At 68.7% G+C, this 18897-nt stretch carries 20 protein-coding genes and 3 tRNA genes; 4 read left to right on the top strand and 19 right to left on the bottom strand.

What is annotated here, in order from left to right; translation table 11 throughout:
• Positions 1 to 119 precede the first annotated feature (119 nt).
• The 17 genes from cls to tilS all read right to left on the bottom strand — a co-directional run bounded on the left by cls (position 120) and on the right by tilS (position 14549).
• Positions 120 to 1583 carry a cardiolipin synthase gene (gene cls / locus QMG61_RS08335; RefSeq protein ID WP_283493873.1) on the bottom strand — a complete coding sequence of 488 codons (1464 nt, stop codon included), beginning with the start codon at positions 1581 to 1583 and terminating at the stop codon, positions 120 to 122.
• Between the two features lie 6 nt (positions 1584 to 1589).
• Positions 1590 to 1766 (bottom strand): hypothetical protein, encoded by a 177-nt coding sequence (locus QMG61_RS08330; protein WP_283493872.1) that lies wholly within the window; start codon positions 1764 to 1766, stop codon positions 1590 to 1592.
• 103 nt (positions 1767 to 1869) lie between these two features.
• Positions 1870 to 2493, bottom strand: a complete 624-nt coding sequence (locus tag QMG61_RS08325) for an SGNH/GDSL hydrolase family protein (protein ID WP_283493871.1) — start codon at positions 2491 to 2493, stop codon at positions 1870 to 1872.
• Positions 2490 to 2648 (bottom strand): hypothetical protein, encoded by a 159-nt coding sequence (locus tag QMG61_RS08320; protein WP_283493870.1) that lies wholly within the window; start codon positions 2646 to 2648, stop codon positions 2490 to 2492. The genes QMG61_RS08325 and QMG61_RS08320 overlap by 4 nt, the downstream gene beginning before the upstream one ends.
• Positions 2649 to 2652: 4 nt before the next feature.
• Entirely contained in the window at positions 2653 to 4215 is a 1563-nt protein-coding gene (gene lysS / locus QMG61_RS08315; protein ID WP_283493869.1) for a lysine--tRNA ligase, read from the bottom strand.
• A 76-nt stretch (positions 4216 to 4291) separates the two neighbouring features.
• Positions 4292 to 5167 carry a pantoate--beta-alanine ligase gene (panC, locus tag QMG61_RS08310; RefSeq protein WP_283493868.1) on the bottom strand — a complete coding sequence of 292 codons (876 nt, stop codon included), beginning with the start codon at positions 5165 to 5167 and terminating at the stop codon, positions 4292 to 4294.
• Between the two features lie 28 nt (positions 5168 to 5195).
• Positions 5196 to 5957 carry a Rossmann-like and DUF2520 domain-containing protein gene (locus QMG61_RS08305; protein WP_283493867.1) on the bottom strand — a complete coding sequence of 254 codons (762 nt, stop codon included), beginning with the start codon at positions 5955 to 5957 and terminating at the stop codon, positions 5196 to 5198.
• Positions 5954 to 7627, bottom strand: a complete 1674-nt coding sequence (locus QMG61_RS08300; protein WP_283493866.1) for a PH domain-containing protein — start codon at positions 7625 to 7627, stop codon at positions 5954 to 5956. The genes QMG61_RS08305 and QMG61_RS08300 overlap by 4 nt, the downstream gene beginning before the upstream one ends.
• The gene (locus QMG61_RS08295; protein ID WP_283493865.1) at positions 7624 to 8127 is read right to left on the bottom strand and encodes a PH domain-containing protein; all 504 of its coding nucleotides are present in this window, start codon (positions 8125 to 8127) and stop codon (positions 7624 to 7626) included. Before QMG61_RS08295 ends, QMG61_RS08300 begins: the two co-directional genes overlap by 4 nt.
• Positions 8120 to 8593, bottom strand: a complete 474-nt coding sequence (locus QMG61_RS08290) for a DUF3180 domain-containing protein (RefSeq protein ID WP_283493864.1) — start codon at positions 8591 to 8593, stop codon at positions 8120 to 8122. The genes QMG61_RS08295 and QMG61_RS08290 overlap by 8 nt, the downstream gene beginning before the upstream one ends.
• Entirely contained in the window at positions 8590 to 9150 is a 561-nt protein-coding gene (gene folK, locus QMG61_RS08285; protein WP_283493863.1) for a 2-amino-4-hydroxy-6-hydroxymethyldihydropteridine diphosphokinase, read from the bottom strand. The genes QMG61_RS08290 and folK overlap by 4 nt, the downstream gene beginning before the upstream one ends.
• Positions 9147 to 9512, bottom strand: a complete 366-nt coding sequence (folB, locus tag QMG61_RS08280; protein WP_283493862.1) for a dihydroneopterin aldolase — start codon at positions 9510 to 9512, stop codon at positions 9147 to 9149. Before folB ends, folK begins: the two co-directional genes overlap by 4 nt.
• Positions 9509 to 10303 (bottom strand): dihydropteroate synthase, encoded by a 795-nt coding sequence (folP, locus tag QMG61_RS08275; RefSeq protein ID WP_283493883.1) that lies wholly within the window; start codon positions 10301 to 10303, stop codon positions 9509 to 9511. The genes folB and folP overlap by 4 nt, the downstream gene beginning before the upstream one ends.
• Positions 10304 to 10320: 17 nt before the next feature.
• Positions 10321 to 10890, bottom strand: coding sequence for a GTP cyclohydrolase I (gene folE, locus QMG61_RS08270; RefSeq protein ID WP_283493861.1), 570 nt, complete (start codon positions 10888 to 10890; stop codon positions 10321 to 10323).
• Between the two features lie 7 nt (positions 10891 to 10897).
• Positions 10898 to 12910: an ATP-dependent zinc metalloprotease FtsH gene (gene ftsH / locus QMG61_RS08265; protein WP_283493860.1), complete on the bottom strand. Its 2013-nt coding sequence runs from the start codon at positions 12908 to 12910 to the stop codon at positions 10898 to 10900.
• A 63-nt stretch (positions 12911 to 12973) separates the two neighbouring features.
• A complete protein-coding gene (hpt, locus tag QMG61_RS08260) occupies positions 12974 to 13525 on the bottom strand; it encodes a hypoxanthine phosphoribosyltransferase (protein ID WP_283493859.1) in 552 nt (183 codons plus the stop codon).
• Positions 13506 to 14549 (bottom strand): tRNA lysidine(34) synthetase TilS, encoded by a 1044-nt coding sequence (gene tilS, locus QMG61_RS08255; protein ID WP_283493858.1) that lies wholly within the window; start codon positions 14547 to 14549, stop codon positions 13506 to 13508. The genes hpt and tilS overlap by 20 nt, the downstream gene beginning before the upstream one ends.
• Positions 14550 to 14594: 45 nt before the next feature.
• Between tilS and QMG61_RS08250 the strand changes: the two genes are divergently transcribed.
• Positions 14595 to 15086 (top strand): inorganic diphosphatase, encoded by a 492-nt coding sequence (locus QMG61_RS08250; RefSeq protein ID WP_283493857.1) that lies wholly within the window; start codon positions 14595 to 14597, stop codon positions 15084 to 15086.
• Between the two features lie 114 nt (positions 15087 to 15200).
• On the opposite strand, the gene QMG61_RS08245 is transcribed toward QMG61_RS08250, so the two are convergent.
• Entirely contained in the window at positions 15201 to 16610 is a 1410-nt protein-coding gene (locus QMG61_RS08245) for a C40 family peptidase (RefSeq protein ID WP_283493856.1), read from the bottom strand.
• Positions 16603 to 17985 (bottom strand): peptidoglycan DD-metalloendopeptidase family protein, encoded by a 1383-nt coding sequence (locus QMG61_RS08240; protein ID WP_283493855.1) that lies wholly within the window; start codon positions 17983 to 17985, stop codon positions 16603 to 16605. Before QMG61_RS08240 ends, QMG61_RS08245 begins: the two co-directional genes overlap by 8 nt.
• Before the next feature lie 269 nt (positions 17986 to 18254).
• Between QMG61_RS08240 and QMG61_RS08235 the strand changes: the two genes are divergently transcribed.
• From QMG61_RS08235 to QMG61_RS08225, 3 genes are all read left to right on the top strand, one after another.
• A tRNA-Glu gene (locus QMG61_RS08235) sits at positions 18255 to 18327 on the top strand.
• A gap of 88 nt (positions 18328 to 18415) precedes the next feature.
• Positions 18416 to 18489, top strand: a tRNA-Asp gene (locus QMG61_RS08230).
• 70 nt (positions 18490 to 18559) lie between these two features.
• Positions 18560 to 18632: transfer RNA gene (locus tag QMG61_RS08225), tRNA-Phe, on the top strand.
• The last annotated feature ends 265 nt before the right edge of the window (positions 18633 to 18897 follow it).

Raw genomic sequence — 18897 nt, 5'->3', positions numbered from 1 at the left:
AGGGCAGTTGTGGCGCCGATACATCGAGAGTAACGAGGGAACCCGCAAATGCATGCCTCTGTTCGCCGCAGGCGTGACGGATGACGCCCGGCTCCCCGCCGATTCGGTCGTTCCGCGCGTTATTGAACGGCGCTGGTCAGCCGGGCGAGGTTGTCAAGCACCGTGGAGCGCAACGGCTGCTTCATCCACTCGTCGAGGGTAAGCAGTCGGCTGTCGGCGCGGTAGCCGTCTTCGACGGCCCGCATCTCACGCACGAACGATCGGCCGCGCACCATCAGGGACACCTCGAAATTGAGGCTGAAGGAGCGCATGTCCATGTTGCTCGACCCGATCACGGCAACCTCGTCGTCGATCGTGAAGTGCTTGGCGTGCAGCACGTACGGAGCCTTGTAGAGGTAGATGATGACGCCGGCCCGCAGCAGCTCTTCGTAGTAGGAACGCTGGGCGTGGTAGACCAGCGCCTGGTCACCGATCTCGGAGACGAACAGTTCCACATGCAGTCCACGCTGCGTTGCCGTGGTGATCGCGTACATGATCGACTCGTCCGGCACGAAATACGGGCTCGTGATGATGATGCGTTCCTGCGCGTAGTAGAGCAGCGCGAGAAACAGCCGCAGGTTGTTCTCGCCCTCGAAGCCGGGTCCGCTCGGCACGATTTGGCAGTCCAGCGAGTGCGGCACGACCTCGGGGTCGACCGGTTCGATGTCGCGGGTGAGCAGGTCGTCGGTCTCGCCGTACCAGTCGGTGATGAAGATCGCGTTGAGCCCCGCCACGATCGGGCCCTCGAGCCTGGTCATCAGGTCTTTCCACTGGAGGCCCCGGCGAATGTTCTTGCGCATGTTGTAGGAGCGGTCGATGATGTTCTGCGAGCCCATGTAGCCGACCCGGCCGTCGACGATGACGAGCTTGCGGTGGTTGCGCAGGTCGGGGCGCTGCCACTTGCCCTTGAATGGTTGCAGTGGCAGGAGCAGCTCCCACTTGACGCCGGAGTCCGTGAGCCGGCGCAGGGTCTTGCGGTAGCCGGGCTTGCGCATCGACTGGATGTGGTCCATCAGCACCCGCACGGTCACGCCTCGACGGACGGCATTCTCCAACGCGTCGAAGAACGGCGCCGTGGTCGTGTCGAGGGAGAGGATGTAGAACTCGACGTGCACGTACTTGCTGGCCGTGTCGATATCGGCGACCATCTCGGCGAGGGTGCCCTCGTAGTCGCCGAGCAGCCGGGCCTGGTTGCCGCCGACCAGCGGCATCGACCCGAGGTTGCGATTGAGCTCAACGACGGAGTCCAGCCACGGCGGCCACGGGTGGTCCCGGCGCACCTGTTCGATCCCCTCCGTGCTCTCGAGGATGAACCGGTTGATCTCCTCCTGCATCTCCAGCCGTTTCTTCGGCAGGGTGCGGTAGCCGATCATCAGGAAAAGCAGGGCACCGAAGTAGGGGATGAAGAAGATGGCCAACAGCCAGGCCATGCCGGAGGTGGGCCTGCGGTTGCGTGGGACCACGATGACGGCGACCACACGGATGGCGAAGTCGACGGCGAGGGCGACCACCAGGATGAAGGTCGAGATGTCGATGCCGAACATGCCGGGTCAGGTGACCGGTTTGTCGAGCCCGAGTTTGGCGCGTTCTTCCGCCTCGATCCGGGAGTAAACCTTTCGCTCCGTGCGGTCGGCACGCAGGATGGAACGCATCACCAGCCAGAAGACCAGCCCGACTGCCACGGTGGGCACGAGCGACCAGAATGCGCTAACCCAGAAGTTGTCCATATCCCTGACTACGATACTTGAAATCGGCGGTGAGAAAGGCCGGATCGCCCGAAACCTTGGTCGGAGGGAGGAGAGGCATCCATGACCCCTCCGGCGGCGGCGCTCAGGCGCGCCGGAGCGGGCCGAGGCCTGCTGCGGTGACGGTTTCGAGCCAGAGGCTGGCGAGCAGTTCGTGGCCGACGCTCGTCGGGTGCACGCCGTCGAGCGTGATCGCGGTCGCACCGAGCGACGCGGCACTGCGGGCGAGGGCGACGTCGGCGGGGACGAGCACGGCGTCGTAGGCCGCCGCGAGCGTGCGGACGACCTCGATCCGGGGGTCCAGGTCCTCCCGCCACGCGTTCTGCTCCGCGGTGACCGGCAGGAGGAACGGTTCGACCAGCACGAGCCGGCTCCCGGCGCGCACGATCGGTTCGAGCAGCCGGCGGTAGTCGTTCTCGAAGCTCTCCGTGCTGGTGAACTCGTTATTGTCGTAGCGCCGCCAGGTGTCGTTGACGCCGATCAGCACCGACACGATGTCGGCGTTGTGCGCCAGCACGTCCCGCTGGCGCCGCGCGGCGAGGTCGACCATCCGGTTGCCGCCGATCCCGGTGTTCACGACCCGGCGGCCGGTCGCCCAGCCGGAGCCGGCGATGTTCCGCACGTACCCGAACCCGAGGTGGCCGTCGTGGTCCTCGCGGCGGCCGCAATCGGTCACGCTGTCCCCGGTGAACAACACGACAGAGGTCATGTGACGAGGATGCCGTAGACCCCTGAGCCGATCAGGTAGAGCGCAATGCCTCCGACGATGACCCAGAGGATGATCCGGTTGCGCGAGGGACCGGTGTTCTCCGGCCCGGTCGGCGGCTCGTCGCGGGCGGGTTCCTCCGGGGGCTGCAGGCTCATGGCCTTACTTTACCAATGGGAAGAGGATGGTCTCCCGGATGCCGAGACCGGACAGGGCCATCAGCAGCCGGTCGATGCCCATGCCCATTCCGCCGGTGGGCGGCATGCCGTACTCCAGGGCGCGGAGGAATTCCTCGTCGAGGCGCATGGCCTCCGGGTCGCCGCCGGCCGCGAGCCTGGCCTGCTCCACGAACCGTTCCCGCTGGATGACCGGGTCGACGAGCTCCGAATAGCCGGTGGCCAGTTCGAAGCCGCGCACATAGAGGTCCCACTTCTCGACGACCCCGGCGACACTCCGGTGGCCGCGCACGAGCGGGCTGGTGTCGACGGGGAAGTCCATCACGAAGGTCGGCCTGGTCAGGCCGCCCTTCACGAAGTGCTCCCACAGCTCCTCCACGTACTTGCCGTGGATGGGGTGGTCGATCTCGAGGCCCTCGGCGTCGGCGAGCACCTTGAGTTCGGCGAGCGGCGTCTCCGGGGAGATCTGGTAGCCGACCGCGGCGGAAAGACTGTCGTACATGCCGATCCGGTCCCAGTCGCCGCCGAGATCGAACGCGGTGCCGTCGGCCCAGGTCACAACGTGCGATCCGGAGATCGCGAGTGCGGCATCCTGGATCAGCGTCTGGGTGAGGTCGGCGATCGAGTTGTAGTCGCCGTACGCCTCATAGGCCTCGAGCATCGCGAACTCGGGCGAGTGGGTGGAGTCGGCTCCCTCGTTGCGGAAATTGCGGTTGATCTCGTAGACCCGGTCGATGCCGCCGACGACGGCGCGCTTGAGGAAGAGCTCCGGGGCGATCCGGAGGTACAGGTCGGTGTCGAACGCGTTGCTGTGGGTCGTGAACGGGCGAGCGGATGCGCCGCCGTGCATGACCTGCAGCATCGGCGTCTCGATCTCGAGGAAGCCCCGGTCGGTGAACGTCTTGCGGAGGCTGGCCACGGTCTGAGAGCGCTGGATGACGCTGCGGCGAGCCTGCTCGCGGGCGATCAGGTCGAGGTAGCGGCTGCGCACCCTGGTCTCCTCGCTGAGCTCGGTGTGCAGGTTCGGCAGCGGCAGGAGGGCCTTGGCGGCGATCTGCCAGTCGGTGACCATGATCGACAGCTCACCGCGACGGGAAGAGATGATCTCACCGGCGACGAAGAGGTGGTCGCCCAGGTCGACCAGCTCCTTCCACTCGGTGAGGGAGTCAGGGCCGACCTCGCCGAGGGAGACCATGGCCTGGATGCGGCTGCCGTCGCCGGCCTGCAGGCTGGCGAAACAGAGCTTGCCCGTGTTGCGCAGGTGCACGACCCGCCCGGCGAGGCCGGCCGTGACGCCGGTGACGGCGTCGGGTTCGAGGTCACCGAATCGGCCCCGCACCGCGGGGATGGTGTCGGTGACCGGGACGGAGACGGGGTAGGCGCCGCCGCCGGGCGTCGTCGCCGCACCGATCAGACGGTCGCGCTTGGCGAGCCGCACGGCCTTCTGCTCGGTGATCTCCGCCAGCGCGGCCTCGGCGAGTTCGGCCGTGCTCCCCGTGTCTGTCGTTCCCACGGTCGTGGCGGGCTCTGGGGTGTTGTGCGCTCTCATGCGGTTCTCCGTCGGCGGCTGGCAGGCGGGCGATGCCCAGGCTGTTCCGCGGGTTGATCTGGTGGGAAGAAGGTGGTCAGTTCAGGTCGATGGCTGCGTTGTCGATCAGGCGGGTGCTGCCCACCAGCGCGGCGACCAGCATCCGGGCCGGACCGTGATGGTCGGCGGCGACCGGAAGGAAGGTCAGCGGGTCCACGACGACGAGGTAGTCCAGTTTAACCAGTGGCTGGGCGTCGATGGTTTCACGGGCCGCCTGCTCGGCGGCGGCTACGCCCCGGCCGGCCACGGATGCCGCGGCAACCAGCCCCGCCGACAACGCCTTCGCCGCGGCGCGCTGGGCCTCGTCGAGGTTGCGGTTGCGGCTGGAGAGGGCGAGTCCGCCGTCCTCCCGCACGATCGGAACGACCTCGATCACGGGCCGGAAGTCGAGGTCTTCGAGCATGGTCTCGACCAGGAAGACCTGCTGGGCATCTTTTTGGCCGAAGACGACGACGTCGGGGTCGACGATGTTGATCAGTTTGGCGACGACAGTGAGCATTCCGTCGAAGTGCCCCGGACGGGCGGCGCCCTCCAGGATCGCGCCGACGGGACCGGCCGTGACCTTCGTGGAGCTCTTTCCGTGCGGGTACATCACCCGCCCGGTGGGGGCGAAGACGATGTCGACGCCGACCGTGGCGAGGGCCGCGACGTCGGCATCGAGGGTGCGCGGGTAGCTGGCCAGGTCTTCGCCGGCGCCGAACTGCAGCGGGTTGACGAAGATCGACACCACAACGATGTCGCCGAGTTCGCGTGCCCGGCGGGCCAGGGCGAGGTGGCCGGCGTGCAGGGCGCCCATGGTCGGCAGGAGCACCAGTCGCGGGGCGGCGCCGCCTCGGCGTTCCCTCTCGCCGGTCAGGCGGGTGCGGAGGGCGCCGATGGTGTCGATGACCTCAGGTGTGGTGAGCACGTTCATTCGTTCTCCGTGTGGTGCGATTGGTGGTTCATTCATCGAGGTCGTCCGCGTCGTCGCGGGCGTCCGCCCCCGGCAGATCACCGAGGTGGGACAGGTCCAGCCGGTCGGGACTGGTGCGGGCGAGGGCGTTCTCCATGGCGGAGCGCACGAGCGGCGCAATCACGGCGCCCGGCCGGTCGATCCCGATCCCGGCGAGCAGCCCGGTGGCCTGCTCCACGATCGAGGTTGCGAATGCGGTGGCCGTGTCGACGGCCTCGGCGTAGCGCGGCCGGTCGGCCTCCGCGACGATCACCGGCTCGCCGCCCATCTCCACGACGAGCGCCTGCGCGATCGGCAGAACCGGGGTCGGCGCGGACACGGCAAAGTAGCTGTCTGCCAGCCGGGCGATGTCGATGCTCGTGCCGGTGAAGCTCATCGCGGGGTGGATGGCCAGCGGGATCGCGCCGCCCGCCTGGGCGGGGGCGAGCACGGCGGCGCCGAACCGGGCGGAGGTGTGCAGCACCAGCTGCCCGGCCTGCCAGGTTCCGGTGGCGGCGAGCCCGGCGATGAGGCTCTCCAACTGCGTGTCCGGCACGGCGATGATCACCAGTTCGCTGCGCTCCACGATCTCGGGGACGGTGAGGATGGGCACGAGCGGCAGGATGGCCTCCGCGCGGTCGCGGCTGGCCTGGGAGATCGCGGAGATGCCGACGATCGCGTGGCCGGCGCCGGCGAGGGCCGCGCCGAGGATGGGGCCGACCCGACCGGCACCGATGATGCCGATTCCGAGGCGGCCTGGTCGCTGGGTCATTCGGGCGCTCCGTTCGGCACGATCCTGCTCGGTGCAATCCCGTCCGGCACGATCCCGTTCGGCACGATCCCGCTCGGTGCAATCCCGTTCGGCACGATCCCGCTCGGTGCAATCCCGTTCGGCACGATCCCGCTCGGGAGATTCCAGTGGTGGCTGGTGTCGAGGTGGGCCGACTCCACGGCGCCGGCTGCGACGCGGTCGAACAAGTTCACGGCCTCCCCGGCGTCGAGCACGCTGAGGGTGGCGGCGACCGGCCCGGCAACGGTGTGCAGGTCGGCCGAGGCGAGGCGGAGCATCCGCTGCACCGGGCCCTGGCTGACCGCCACGCTCTGCAGACGGGCCAGCGGAACCAGGATCAGTTCCCGGCTGACGACGCCCCGGCGGAGCAGCGCGACGCCGTCGGAGATGGTGTAGCCGGTGCGGCGCCAGGAGACGGGTCGGAGCCAGGCCGCCCGCCGGGGCGCGTTGACGAAGCCGTCGTCGCCGCCCTTCGAGCGGAGGCCACGGGAGATCAGCGCCAGGTGGTCGTCGGAGTTGAAACCGGGCAGGATCAGGTCGAGCACGCGGGCCACGTCGTTCTCGGTGCCGACCGGCAGGGTGGTCGTGTTCGCCTCGCCCGCCGCGCCCTTGTTCGTCGAGTGGCCGGCCGTGTTGATCCGCACCTGCCACCAGCCGAACGGACGCCAGAGCAGCGGCTGCGACACCCGGATCGCGTGGATGCGGCCGGGGGGCAGGGTCTCGTTACTCGTCGACAGCAGCCCGAAGCCGACGCGCACGCCGTCCGGGGTGCCGGCGATGCTGTAACGCAGCGACTTGGTGAACCGGGAGAAGTAGTAGCTGACGCTGCCGATCATGCCGGGGAGGATGGCCACGAGCAGCCAGCCGCTGCCGCCGATCAGGGCGCCGACGATCAGGGCGATCCCGCCCAGCACGAGGACGACCGTGAAGCCGCTGAAGAAGACGGAGCCGATCAGACGCCCGGGCGGAATACGCACGACCGATTCCGGCGGCGCCGCGTCCGGGTCGAGCTCGGGGGCGAATAACTCGCTCGCCCGGTTGGCGGCGAACCCGCCGATTCCCCCGGCGATGCCGGTCACCGCGGCACCAAACCCGGTGCCGCCGGAGGCGACAACTGGCGCGGGCGGGTCCGGCTGGCGGAGGCCGGAGGCGAGATGCAGGATGTCGCGCCGCAGGGCATCCGCGGGGGCGGAGCCGAGGTAGGCCAACTGCACGTTCGCGTCCTGGCCGGCCACACTGACCTCGAGCTTTGCGGCACCGAACAGCCGGGGAATGAATGGCCGCACGATGTTGACGCCCTGGATCCGGTCGAGCCTGGCCCTCCGGTTGCTGCGAAAGACGAGCCCGCTGCGCACCTCGACGACCTCGTCGCTGACCCGAAACGTGTGCATCCGCCAGGACAGGTAGAAACCGAGCAGGATCAGCACGAGCACGACGGCCACGCCGAGCAGCACCCAGCCGGCGGCGCCGCGGCGCATGATCTCGTCGATCGGGTCGCCGCCGTGGACGCGCACGCCGAGGAAGCCGTCGATCAGTCGTTCGCGCAGATTCGCGATGATGAAGCCGAGCACCGCGACGATGAAGATTCCGCCGCGCAACAGGGGGCTTGCCGGGTGCAGCCGATGCCATTCCCCGTCGGTGAGACTGGTCACAGCCCGGCCCGGCGACTCTCGGCCAGCTCGACCAACCGGTCGCGGAGGCCTTCCGCGTCGGCCTCGGCGAGGCCGGGGATGAGCACCCCGGAGGAGGCGGCCGCGGTGACGAATTTCAGGTCGGCCAGGCCGAGCCAGCGGGCGATGGGGCCACGCGTGATGTCGACCAGCTGCATCCGCCCGTACGGGACGGACACGAACCGCTGGAACATGATGCCCCGCCGGAACAGGAGGTCATCCTGTCGCAGCTGGTAGCCGATCGCACGCACCCGGCGCGGCTCGAAGAACACGGTGATCCCGATGATCAGCACGATCGCCCCGATCAGGTAGGGCGCCCACTCCAGACCGACGACGAGCCAGAGCACGACGGCGCCGCCGCACAGGGCGAGGCCGAAAACGAGGGTCCCGACGATCTCGACCAGGACGTGTCGCGGGGAGACCCGCTTCCACTCATTGAGGCCCGGCAGGTCCAACCGGCGCACTGCTTCGGCTTCAGGCACGCACTTCTCCCCGCTCGTTCTCATCGTCGTCATCGGGTGGGAGGGTACAGAAATGCTCGGCGACCAGACCTCCGACGAGGAGGAGTGCGGCGCCGAGCGCCATACCGATGGCGAGCCATATCGATGGTACCGCCGGCAGGACCGAGCGGGTGAGGACGTAGACCAGGATGCCGATGCCGCCGCCGAGGATCAGCGCCCCGCTGAACGCGGAGGCCTTGGCGAGCACCGCCACCCGAATCGCCATGAACGGGTCGACGCGGCGACCGGGCTTGCCGTGCGTGGCCTGCCTGATCGGCCAGGCCAGCACGACGACGGCGACGCCGATCACGACGAGGGCGATCGGCAGGGTGATCGGGAGGATCACGATCGGGGACCCGGTCGCGGCCGCGGTCACCTCGACCAGAAACCCGACCACGAGACCGACCAGCAGGAGGAGGACAACGATGCCCGGCTGGGAGCGTTTCACCGGGCGCCGCCGATTTCACGGAACGGCATCGCGGTGCGCTCGAGGCCATCGAGCAGGGCGCGCACCGGGCCGCGGCCGGGAATGGCCGCCGCCGGGTCGAGTTCCAGCCACGGCGCGAGCACGAAGTCACGTTCGTGGGCGCGCGGATGCGGGATGGCCAACCGCTCCCCGGTCAGCTCGAGGTCCCCGAAGAGGATGATGTCGATGTCGATGGTGCGGTCACCCCACCGTTCGGCGCGCACCCGACCGAGGTCCCGTTCGATGCCGTTGACGGCGTCGAGCAGGGCGTGTGGGGAACCGCTGTATCCCCCGGCGACCACCGAATTGAGGTAGCGGGGAGCCGCCTCGTCCACGCCGGCCGGTTTCACGGCGGCGGACTGGAACGCCGGGGAGACCCCGGTCAGCTCGAAGCCGGGGAGGTCGGTCAGGGCACGCACTGCGGCGGCGAGGGTCCTGGCGCGGTCGCCGAGGTTGCTGCCGAGGGCGAGCACCACCGGAGTGGCAGCTGTCGGCGAGCCCTGCTCGGTGCTGCCGGGTTCGGCGGGAACCTCGCTCATGGCCTGGACCTGGTGATCTGAACGGCGACGTCCGTGAATGGAACCGAAATCGGCGCCTCCGGTTTGTGCACGGTGACCTGCACCCGTTCGGCGGTCGGGTGCGCGAGCACGACGGCGGCGATTCGCTCGGCGACAGTCTCGATCAGATCCACCGGGTTTGCCCTGGCGGCATCCGTCACTTCGACCGCGAGCTCGCCGTAATTAATCGTGCTGGCCACATCGTCGGCGGCCGCCGCGGCCCGCAGGTCGAGCCACACCGTGACGTCGATGACGAACTCCTGGCCGTCCTCGCGCTCGAAGTCGTAGACACCGTGGTGCGCGGTGACCCGCAGCCCGCTGAGGGTGATGGAGTCGCTTGTCATGGTTCCATTCTGGCGGAGTCCACCAGGGCGAGCACGTTCAGCGCCGTGCGGGTCGCCGCGACGTCGTGCACGCGCACCGCCCACGCACCGGCCTGGGCGGCGAGCACGCTGACGACCGCGGTCGGCAGGTCCCGGGCATCGATGCCGGCCTCCGCCGGGAGTACCCCGGCGAGGAAGCGCTTGCGAGATGCGCCGAGCATCACCGGTAGACCGAGATCGGTGAAGGAGGACAGGCTCGCGAGCAACCGCCAGTTGTGCTCCGGAAGCTTCGCGAAGCCGAGCCCGGGGTCCAGCACGATCTTGTCGCGCCGTACCCCGGCGCTCGTGAGGGCGTCGACCCGCCAGGAGAGCTCCGACACCACCTCGGCGACAACGTCACCGTAGACGGCCAGGGAGTCCATTTTCTGGGCGTGCCCACGCCAGTGCATCGCCACGTAGGTGAGTCCGGTATCGGCGGCGACGGCGGCCATCCGCGGGTCGGCGAGCCCGCCGGAGACGTCGTTGATGATGACGGCCCCTGCGGCGGCGGCCGCGGCGGCCGTGCCCGCGTTGAGGGTGTCGACGCTGATCGTCAGACCCTGCCCGGCCAATTCGGTGATCACCGGGATGATCCGGGACTGCTCCTCGGCGGGCGACACCCGGCCGGCGCCGGGGCGGGTGGACTCTCCGCCCACGTCGATCAGGTCGGCGCCCTCGGCGTGCAGGGCGAGGGCGCGGCTCACCGCGGCCTCCGTCGTGGCCCACTTTCCGCCGTCGCTGAAGGAGTCGGGGGTGACGTTGAGAACTCCCATCACCAGGGTCGAGGTGGTCACTGCCCGGCGCCGATCATGGCCATGATCTCCGCGCGGTGCACGGGGTCGGACAGCTCGCCGCGGGTCGCCATGGTGACGGTAGAACTCGCGGTCTGGCGGGGGCCGCGGCTGGTGACGCAGCCGTGCACGGCGTCGAGCACGACGAGGATGCCGCGGGGGGCCAGCCCGGTCTGCAGTGCCTCGGCGATCTCCTCGGTCAGGCGCTCCTGCACCTGCGGGCGCGCGGCGAGGGTGTCCACCACCGCGGGCAGGCGGCCGAGGCCGACCACCCTGTCACCGGGCAGGTAGGCGAGGTGGGCCCGACCGACGAACGGCAGAAGGTGGTGCTCGCAGATCGAACGGAACGCGAGGTCGCGCACGAGCACGAGTTCGCCGGTGGCCGGGCCGACGGGGATGGTGTCGCGCAGGTGATCGAGCGGGTCGACGCCGAGCCCGGCGAAGAACTCGCCGTAGGCCTCGGCGACTCGCCGCGGGGTCGCCTCGAGGCCGGGCCTGGTGACGTCCTCGCCGATCGCGGCGAGGAGTTCACCGACCGCGGCCTCGATCCGCGTCCTGTCGACTGCCACCCGGCGCCTACGCGGTGGCGGGACGCGGGGTGCGGGCGGGCGCGCGCTTCGGCTTGCTCGAGGCGGAGTCGCCGCTGGTCACGCCGCCGTCGACGACGCCCTCGTCGATCGGCGCCTTGGGCAGCGGCATCGCGATCGGCGGCAGGTCGGAGACCGGACGATTGTTACTGGAGAGCCACTGCTGCCTGGGCGGGAGCTTCTCGACATCCGCGAAGATCGGCGTGAGTTCGGCCTGGCTGAGCGTCTCGTGTTCGAGCAGCGCCGCGGCCAGGCGGTCGAGGATCGCCCGGTTGCGTCCGAGCACCTCGTAGGCCTCGTCGTGCGCGGCCTCGAGTAGCTCGCGCACCTCCCGGTCGACGTTCTCGGCCATCTGCTCCGAGTAGTCGCGCTGGTGGCCCATGTCGCGGCCGAGGAAGACCTCGCCGGAGGACTGGCCCAGCTTGAGCGGACCGACGGCCGCGCTCATCCCGTACTCGGTGACCATCTTGCGGGCCGTGGCGGTGGCCTTCTCGATGTCGTTCGAGGCGCCGGTGGTCGGGTCATGGAAGACCATCTCCTCCGCGACGCGCCCGCCCATGGCGTAGGCGAGCTGGTCAAGCAGTTCGTTGCGTGAGACGGAGTAGCGGTCCTCGAGCGGCATGACCATGGTGTAGCCGAGCGCTCGTCCACGCGGCAGGATCGTGATCTTGGTCACCGGGTCGGTGTTGTTCATCGCGGTGGCGACGAGGGCGTGGCCACCCTCGTGGTACGCGGTGATCAGCTTTTCCTTGTCGCGCATGATGCGGGTGCGGCGCTGTGGGCCGGCCATCACCCGGTCGACTGCCTCGTCGAGGGCGCGGTTGTCGATGAGTTGCGCGTTGGAGCGGGCGGTGAGCAACGCGGCCTCGTTGAGCACGTTGGCCAGGTCGGCACCGGTGAAACCGGGGGTCTTGCGGGCGAGGACCTCGAGGTCCACTCCCTTCGCCATCGGCTTGCCCTTGGCGTGCACCTCGAGGATGTGCTTGCGGCCGAGCATGTCGGGAGCGTCGACGCCGATCTGGCGGTCGAAACGTCCGGGGCGGAGCAGAGCCGGGTCGAGGATGTCCGGACGGTTCGTCGCGGCGATCAGGATGACGTTGGCCTTCACGTCGAAGCCGTCCATCTCGACCAGGAGCTGGTTGAGGGTCTGCTCGCGTTCGTCGTGCCCGCCGCCCATGCCGGCGCCGCGGTGGCGGCCGACGGCGTCGATCTCGTCGATGAAGATGATCGCGGGGGCATTTTCCTTCGCCTGCTGGAACAGGTCACGCACCCGGCTCGCGCCGACGCCGACGAACATCTCGACGAAGTCGGAACCGGAGATGGAGTAGAACGGCACGCCGGCCTCACCGGCGACCGCACGGGCCAGCAGAGTCTTGCCGGTACCGGGAGGGCCGTAGAGCAGCACACCCTTGGGGATGCGCGCGCCGACGGCCTGGAACTTCGCGGGCTCACTGAGGAAATCCTTGATCTCCTCGAGCTCCTCGATCGCCTCGTCGGCACCCGCGACATCCGCGAACGTCACCTGCGGGCTCTCCTTCGAGACCAGCTTGGCCTTGGACTTGCCGAACTTCATGACCTTGTTGCCGCCGCCCTGCATGCCGGAGAGCATGAACCAGAAGAATGCGCCGATCAGGAGCAGCGGAAGCATGATGCTGAGCAGGGAGAGGAACCAGCTCGACTGCGGAACCTCGTCGGTGAAGCCGTCCTTGAGGTTCGCGTTGGTGACGGCGTCGACAACCTCCGCACCGCGCGGAGCGACGTAGTAGAACTGCACCTGGTTGCCCAGGTCCTTGTCGGCCTTCAGCAGGGTCAGGTCGACCCTCTGTTCGCCGTCGACGATCTTCGCCTCGGCGACCTTGCCGTCCCCGAGGAATTCCAGTCCCTGCTGGGTGGGGATCTCGCGGAACCCCGACATGGTGATGAGACTCGACCCTACCCAGACGGCGACAATCGCCAGGATGATGTAGAGGAGTGGACCGCGCAGTAGTTTCTTGACGTTCATGGTGGTCACAGGCTATCGTGCCGCCACTGAGTGGTCACCGTGTGTTCGCCGTGAGCGCGATCGTTACGCGTAGACGTGGGGGGCGAGCACCCCGACCGAACGCAGGTTGCGGTACTTCTCGTCGTAGTCGAGGCCATAGCCGACGACGAACTGGTTCGGAATGTCGAAGCCGAGATATTTCACGTCGATGGCGACCCTGGCGGCATCCGGCTTGCGGAGCAGTGCACAGATCTCCACGGATTGCGGTTGGCGCGACTTGAGGTTCGCCAGCAGCCAGGACAGGGTCAGTCCGGAGTCGATGATGTCCTCGACGATGAGCACGTTGCGGCCGTGCAGGTCGGTGTCGAGGTCCTTGAGGATGCGCACGACACCGCTGGACTGGGTTCCGGAGCCGTAGGAGCTCACGGCCATCCAGTCCATCGCGATGGGGTGTTTGAGTTCTCGGGCCAGGTCGGCCATCACCATGACCGCACCCTTGAGCACCCCGACCAGCAGCAGGTCCTTGCCGGCGTAGTCCGCTTCGATTTGGCGGCACAGTTCGGCCAGCCTGGCGCGGATTTCCTCTTCCTCGATCAGAATCTCGGTGAGGTCGCCGTCAATGTCGCGTGGTTCCATGGGAGCGAGAGGGTCCTTTGCTCGGTTCGGGTCCAGGCGCGGAGAAAATCAACCATCCGTCCTGCCGTACAACTCTAACGCCTGGCAGGTCGAGTGCCTTCTGCCCGTGCCAATCGGTGACCAGGCGCGCGACGGCGAGCGTGTGCGTCCGACCGAGGGACACTCCGAACTCGCGTTCGGCGAAGAAACGGATGCTCCGCTGCCGCAGCGCGGGCGGGCTCGCCGCGAGCACGGCCACGCTGACCCGCACCGCTCCGTCGCCCGCAGGCTCTCCGAGCTCGGTGCTGATCCCGCCGGCGAGGGCGTCCAGCGCGGCCGAGTCCTCGCGCAGCTGCTCCGCGGTGCGGGCGAGCGCCTCCGCAACGCCGGGGCCGAGCTCGCGTTCGAGCAGCGGCAGCACGGTTTCCCGCACCCGCACCCTGGTGAAACGAGGCTCGAGGTTGTGCGGGTCCTGCCAGGGCACGAGGCCGGCGTCGATGCAGAATTGCCGGGTCATGCTGCGGCGCAGGCCGAGCAACGGGCGCAGGTACGGCCCGGCGGATGCCGCCATGCCCTGCAGGCTGGTCGGCCCCGATCCCCTGGCCAGACCGAGCAGCACCGTCTCCGCCTGGTCGTCGAGGGTGTGGCCCAGCAGCACGTGGCTCGCGCCGGTCTCCGCCCTGGCCGTGTCGAAGGCGGCGAAGCGCGCGGTGCGGGCGGCCGCCTCCGGGCCGTCGCCGGCAACACCGTGATCGACCGCGACCCGCAGTACGAGCACGGGGGCAAGCCCGAGGGCGGTGGCCTGGCCTGCCGCGGTCGCCGCGACATCCGCTGACCCGGCCTGCAGGGCATGGTCGACGATGACCGCTCCGGCCTTCAGACCGGCCCGCCGAGCCTCGAAGGCGCAGGCCGCCGCCAGGGCGAGGGAGTCGGCTCCCCCACTCAGTCCGACCAGCACCAGTCCGCGGGCGGGCAGGGCGTCACGCACCATCCTCCGCACATCGGCGATGGCCGGGGTTAGTCTCGGGCGGGGTGGTTGCTGCATCCAGTAACGTTAGCCGCAGACTTTGATCAAGGGAGAAACCAGGCCATGGCCGAATACGACGCAGTGATTGAGATCCCCCGCGGGAGCCGCAACAAGTACGAGGTCGACCACGAAACCGGACGGGTGTACCTGGACCGGGTGCTCTACACGAGCTTCGTCTACCCGACCGACTATGGCTTCTTCGAGAACACGCTCGGCCTCGACGGCGATCCCGTCGACGTGCTCGTGCTGCTCGACTTCCCGCTCTTCCCCGGCGTCGGAGTGTCCGTGCGTCCCGTCGGCGTCTTCAACATGACCGATGACGGCGGCTCGGACGCGAAGGTCATCGCCGTACCGGCGGGCGACCCGCGCTGGGATTACATCCAGGACGTCACCGACATCCCCGAGTACACCCGCAAGGAAATCGAGCACTTCTTCGAGCACTACAAGGACCTCGAGCCGAACAAGTGGGTCAAGACCGAGGGCTGGGGCGATGCCGCCGAGGCCGACCAGATCGTGCGCGACGGCATCGCGAAGCTGGCCGCCGAAGGCCACTAGGCTCCCTACCCGTCCTTCCACCGGGCGGCCCCGTTCGCCGAACGGTGAGAAAAGCCCGCTTCCGGACTCCGGAAGCGGGCTTTTCTCTCAGTTGGGCGCGTGTATCGGGCGGGATCAGCCGGTCGGGCGCCCCACGTAGGGCGCGACGTCGCCGGGAGACCAGATGCTGTGGATGCGCACGGGCTTGCCGTAGTCGGCGGCCTCCAGGACCAGGCCACCGCCCACGTAGATCGCCACGTGGTAGTAGTCCCCGCCGCCGCCCCAGAAGACGAGGTCACCTCGTTGCACCTGGCTGAATGAGACGAGACGGCCCTGGTTCGCCATGGTGCGGTACTGGTTCGTCGCCGAGTGTGACCCGATGTACACGCCGGCAGCGGCATACGCCGCTTTGGTGAGCCCGGAGCAGTCCCACACGTCGGGGCCGGAGCCGCCGAGGCCGTAGCGGTCGCCGAGCTGGGAGCTCGCGAACGAGATCGCCGTTTCCACGGTGTTGCCGTTCGGAACTGGAGCAGGAGCCGGAGCTGAAGCAGGAGCTGAAGCAGGAGCCGGGGCCGGGGCCGGGGCCGGAGCAGGAGCTGGAGCTGGAGCTGGGGCCGGGGCCGAGCCGCCGGAGGCCGGCGCTGGAGCCGGGTTTCTGGGGGCTGCGGGAGCCGGGTTTCTGGGGGCTGCTGCCGCAGCGGCAGCCGCCGCAGCCGCCTGGTCGGCCGCAACACGGGCTGCGGCGGCGGACTGGGCGCGGGCAAGCGCCGCGGCCGCAGCGGCGGCGTCCTGACCGTCCCGGTAGGACCGTTCGGCCTCTGCGGTGGTGTCCTTGAGCAGGGCAAGCTGCTCGAACAGGTCGTTTGACTTCTTCTGCTCGGTTTCGAGGGCGGCCTCGGCGGCCCGGGCCGCCGCGTTGGCCTCGTCGAACCTGGTCATCGCCGCCGCGCTCAGCCTGGTGCGCTCTGTCGTTGCGGCACGCGCCTGGTCGCCGAGCGACTCGGCGGTGTTCTTGTCCTGCAGGGCCTGGCGGTAGATGGTTTCCGATTGCTCGCCGAGCTTGGTGGCAGTACCGAGCTGCGCGAGCAGGTCGTCGGCATGTTGGCCGTTGAGGAACAGGTTCAGCGACAGGTCCTGGGCCCCCGCCTTGGCGAGATGCGCGGCGATCAAACCGGCACGCATCTTGGAGGTCGCGGCGCGGGCCGTCGCCGCCTCGGCCTGCTTCGTGAGGCTTTCTTCCCTGGCCGTCGCGGCCTCGAGGTCGTCCTGCGCCACGCGGTAGGCTTCCGCCGCGATCAGGGAGGTCTTCGAGGCATCGGCCGCGGCGGTCTGAAGCCCCACGAGCAGTGCGGTGAGCTTCACGATCTCGGCCTGCTTCGTGGCCTCGCTCTGCTTGGCTTTCTGCACGTCGTCCCAGCTGGGGTAGCCCTGGTCGGCGAAGGCGGCCGGGGCGACGAGGCCGGCGGATGCCGCCACTGCCCCGATCGCGCCGATTGCCAGCAGACGGGCGGGCAGGCGCCGCGCCCGAGTGAGTTCGTTAGCCAAGTGGCACTCCCCGGTCGGCCATGAACGGTTGCGGATTGATCAGGGAGCCGTTGGAGCGCACCTCAAAGTGCAGGTGACAACCGGTGGAGGCGCCGGTGCTGCCGACGCTGGCGATGTTCTGGCCGGCCGAGACGCGCTGGCCGTTCGAGACGAAGATCCCGCCGGAACGGATGTGAGCGTAGCCGGTGGCGATGCCGTCTCCGGTGCTGATCTGCACGAAGTTGCCGTAGGTGCCGTTGGGGCCGGCGTAGGTGACGACGCCGTCGTTGGCCGCGTAGATCGAAGCGCTGCAACCGGCGCCGATGTCGGTGCCGCTGTGGAAGCCCTTGCTGCAGCTGCCGCCGCCGCAGACCACGGGGCGGGGGCCGAAACCATCGGTGATGCGTCCGCTCGCCGGCACCGCCCAGCCGTTGCGGACGTAACCGCCGCCGAGGCCTGCCCCCGCGCTGCCGGTCGATCCGCCGCCACTGTTCCGGCTGGCCGCGGCCGCTGCGGCATCGGCCGCCGCCTGCGCCACGCGGGCCCGCTCCGCCTCGATTGCCGCGAGGCGGGCGCGTTCGGCGACTCCGGCCTCGTAGCCGGCCGTCGTGGTGGCCTGGGCGTCCTGCATGAAGGCGAGTTGGGCGTCGAGCTCGAGGCTCTTAGCCTGGGACTCGGCCAGCGCGTTCGCTGCGGCTTCGGCCGCCGCCTGCGCCGCCACGAGTGCAGCCTCCGCCTCGACCCTGAGCGCTTCACGCTCGGTCTGGGCGATCTTCGCCTGGTCGCCGAGCGCCTGCGCGGCGTTGCGCGCGGTCTGCGCCTGGTCGTAGACGTCGGAGCTTCGCTCGACGAGCTTGCTCATGCTCCCGAGCTTCGAAAGCAGAGCGTCGGCGCTCTTGCCCGCGCCCTGGCCATCGAGGAACAGGTTGACGCTGAGGTCCGTGCCGCCGGTGCGGTAGAGCTGGGCGGCCAGCTGGCCGGCCTGCCTGGTCGCCGCGTCGGCGGTGACCTTGCTGGCATCCGCCTGGGCCTGCAGGTCGGTCGCGCGGCGGGTGGCCTCGTCGAGTTTCTCCTGCGCGACCCGGAATTCGGCGCCGCGCTTCTCCGATTCGGCCTGCGTCTGCGCCACCTGCACAGTGAGCCCGGCGATCATCTCCTGGATCTGCGCGACCTGGCTTGCGGCCGCCGCGGTGTTCGACTTCGCGTTCTGCAGGTCCTGCCAGGTCGGGTAGTCCACGGCCTGGGCCGGAGCAGCGAGGGTCGCGACCAGCGTGACCGCCGCCAGAAAGCCGGTCGCCGCGATGGACCGGCGCCGGAGGCGTGGTCCGGGCCCCGCCCGGAGGCTTCCCCTTCGCTTCCGGACGGTGCGGCCGACTGCGTGTGCCGTGCTCTTCATTACTCCCCGATCGGGTTTGTTAAACACATGCGTAACTGTGTTAACTCTTTTCACAATAACAACTTCGGGCAGACTCGCCCAGTATCTTGAGGAATCTAACCCGGGAATCGTGCTCCGGCCCGGCCATTTCCGGGCGAGCCGGGGTCTGCCTCCCCTGCAGGCGACCCGCGGGAATACGCGCGCGAAACGCCGGGGCGAACACGATTTGGGATTTTCTGCGCACAGACCGTATGCTTATGCGTCGGAAGCCATGAAGTTTATGGCGTCTCGGCCCCATCGTTTAGCGGCCTAGGACGGCGCCCTTTCACGGCGTTAACACGGGTTCGAATCCCGTTGGGGCTACGCAGGTCGTGTCAAATATGTGCAAGAATTACGTGCGAGTTACGACGTGCAAAATACACAATAGAATAAGTAATGGTTCTCATCACGAGGCCCTGTAGCGCAGTTGGTTAGCGCGCCGCCCTGTCACGGCGGAGGTCGCCGGTTCAAGTCCGGTCAGGGTCGCAAAGGCACTAAGCCCTTTCGAAAGAGAGGGTTTTTTTCCTTGGAAAGCGACTTCTCGAGGTTTCTTTCTGGCCCTGTAGCTCAGTTGGTAGAGCGTTCGACTGAAAATCGAAAGGTCACCGGATCGACGCCGGTCGGGGCCACTGAAGACCACTCCCAGGCTTCTACTGGGGTGGTCTTCTTTTTGTCTCACGCGCAGTCAGGGCAGGGATCTTCCGCCGGCGCGTCCCCTTGATTCGGTGCGTACCCCCCGATCTGGTTACAGCGTGAAGTCCCCGGATGGGGGTATGTTCGGCACGTGAGTAGTTGAGGATCGATCGACTACCTGCCGTGCTGGACGAAGTGGCCCCCTAGACCGCGAGTCCGGTGCGACCCGACCAGAACCTGTAACCCGAAATGCAGGGAATG

Source organism: Cryobacterium sp. PH31-AA6, assembly GCF_030063195.1.
In the GTDB taxonomy this organism is placed as follows: Bacteria; Actinomycetota; Actinomycetes; order Actinomycetales; family Microbacteriaceae; genus Cryobacterium.
Note: the sequence above shows the minus strand (reverse complement) of the source record. Positions and strands in the feature narration are given on the sequence as shown.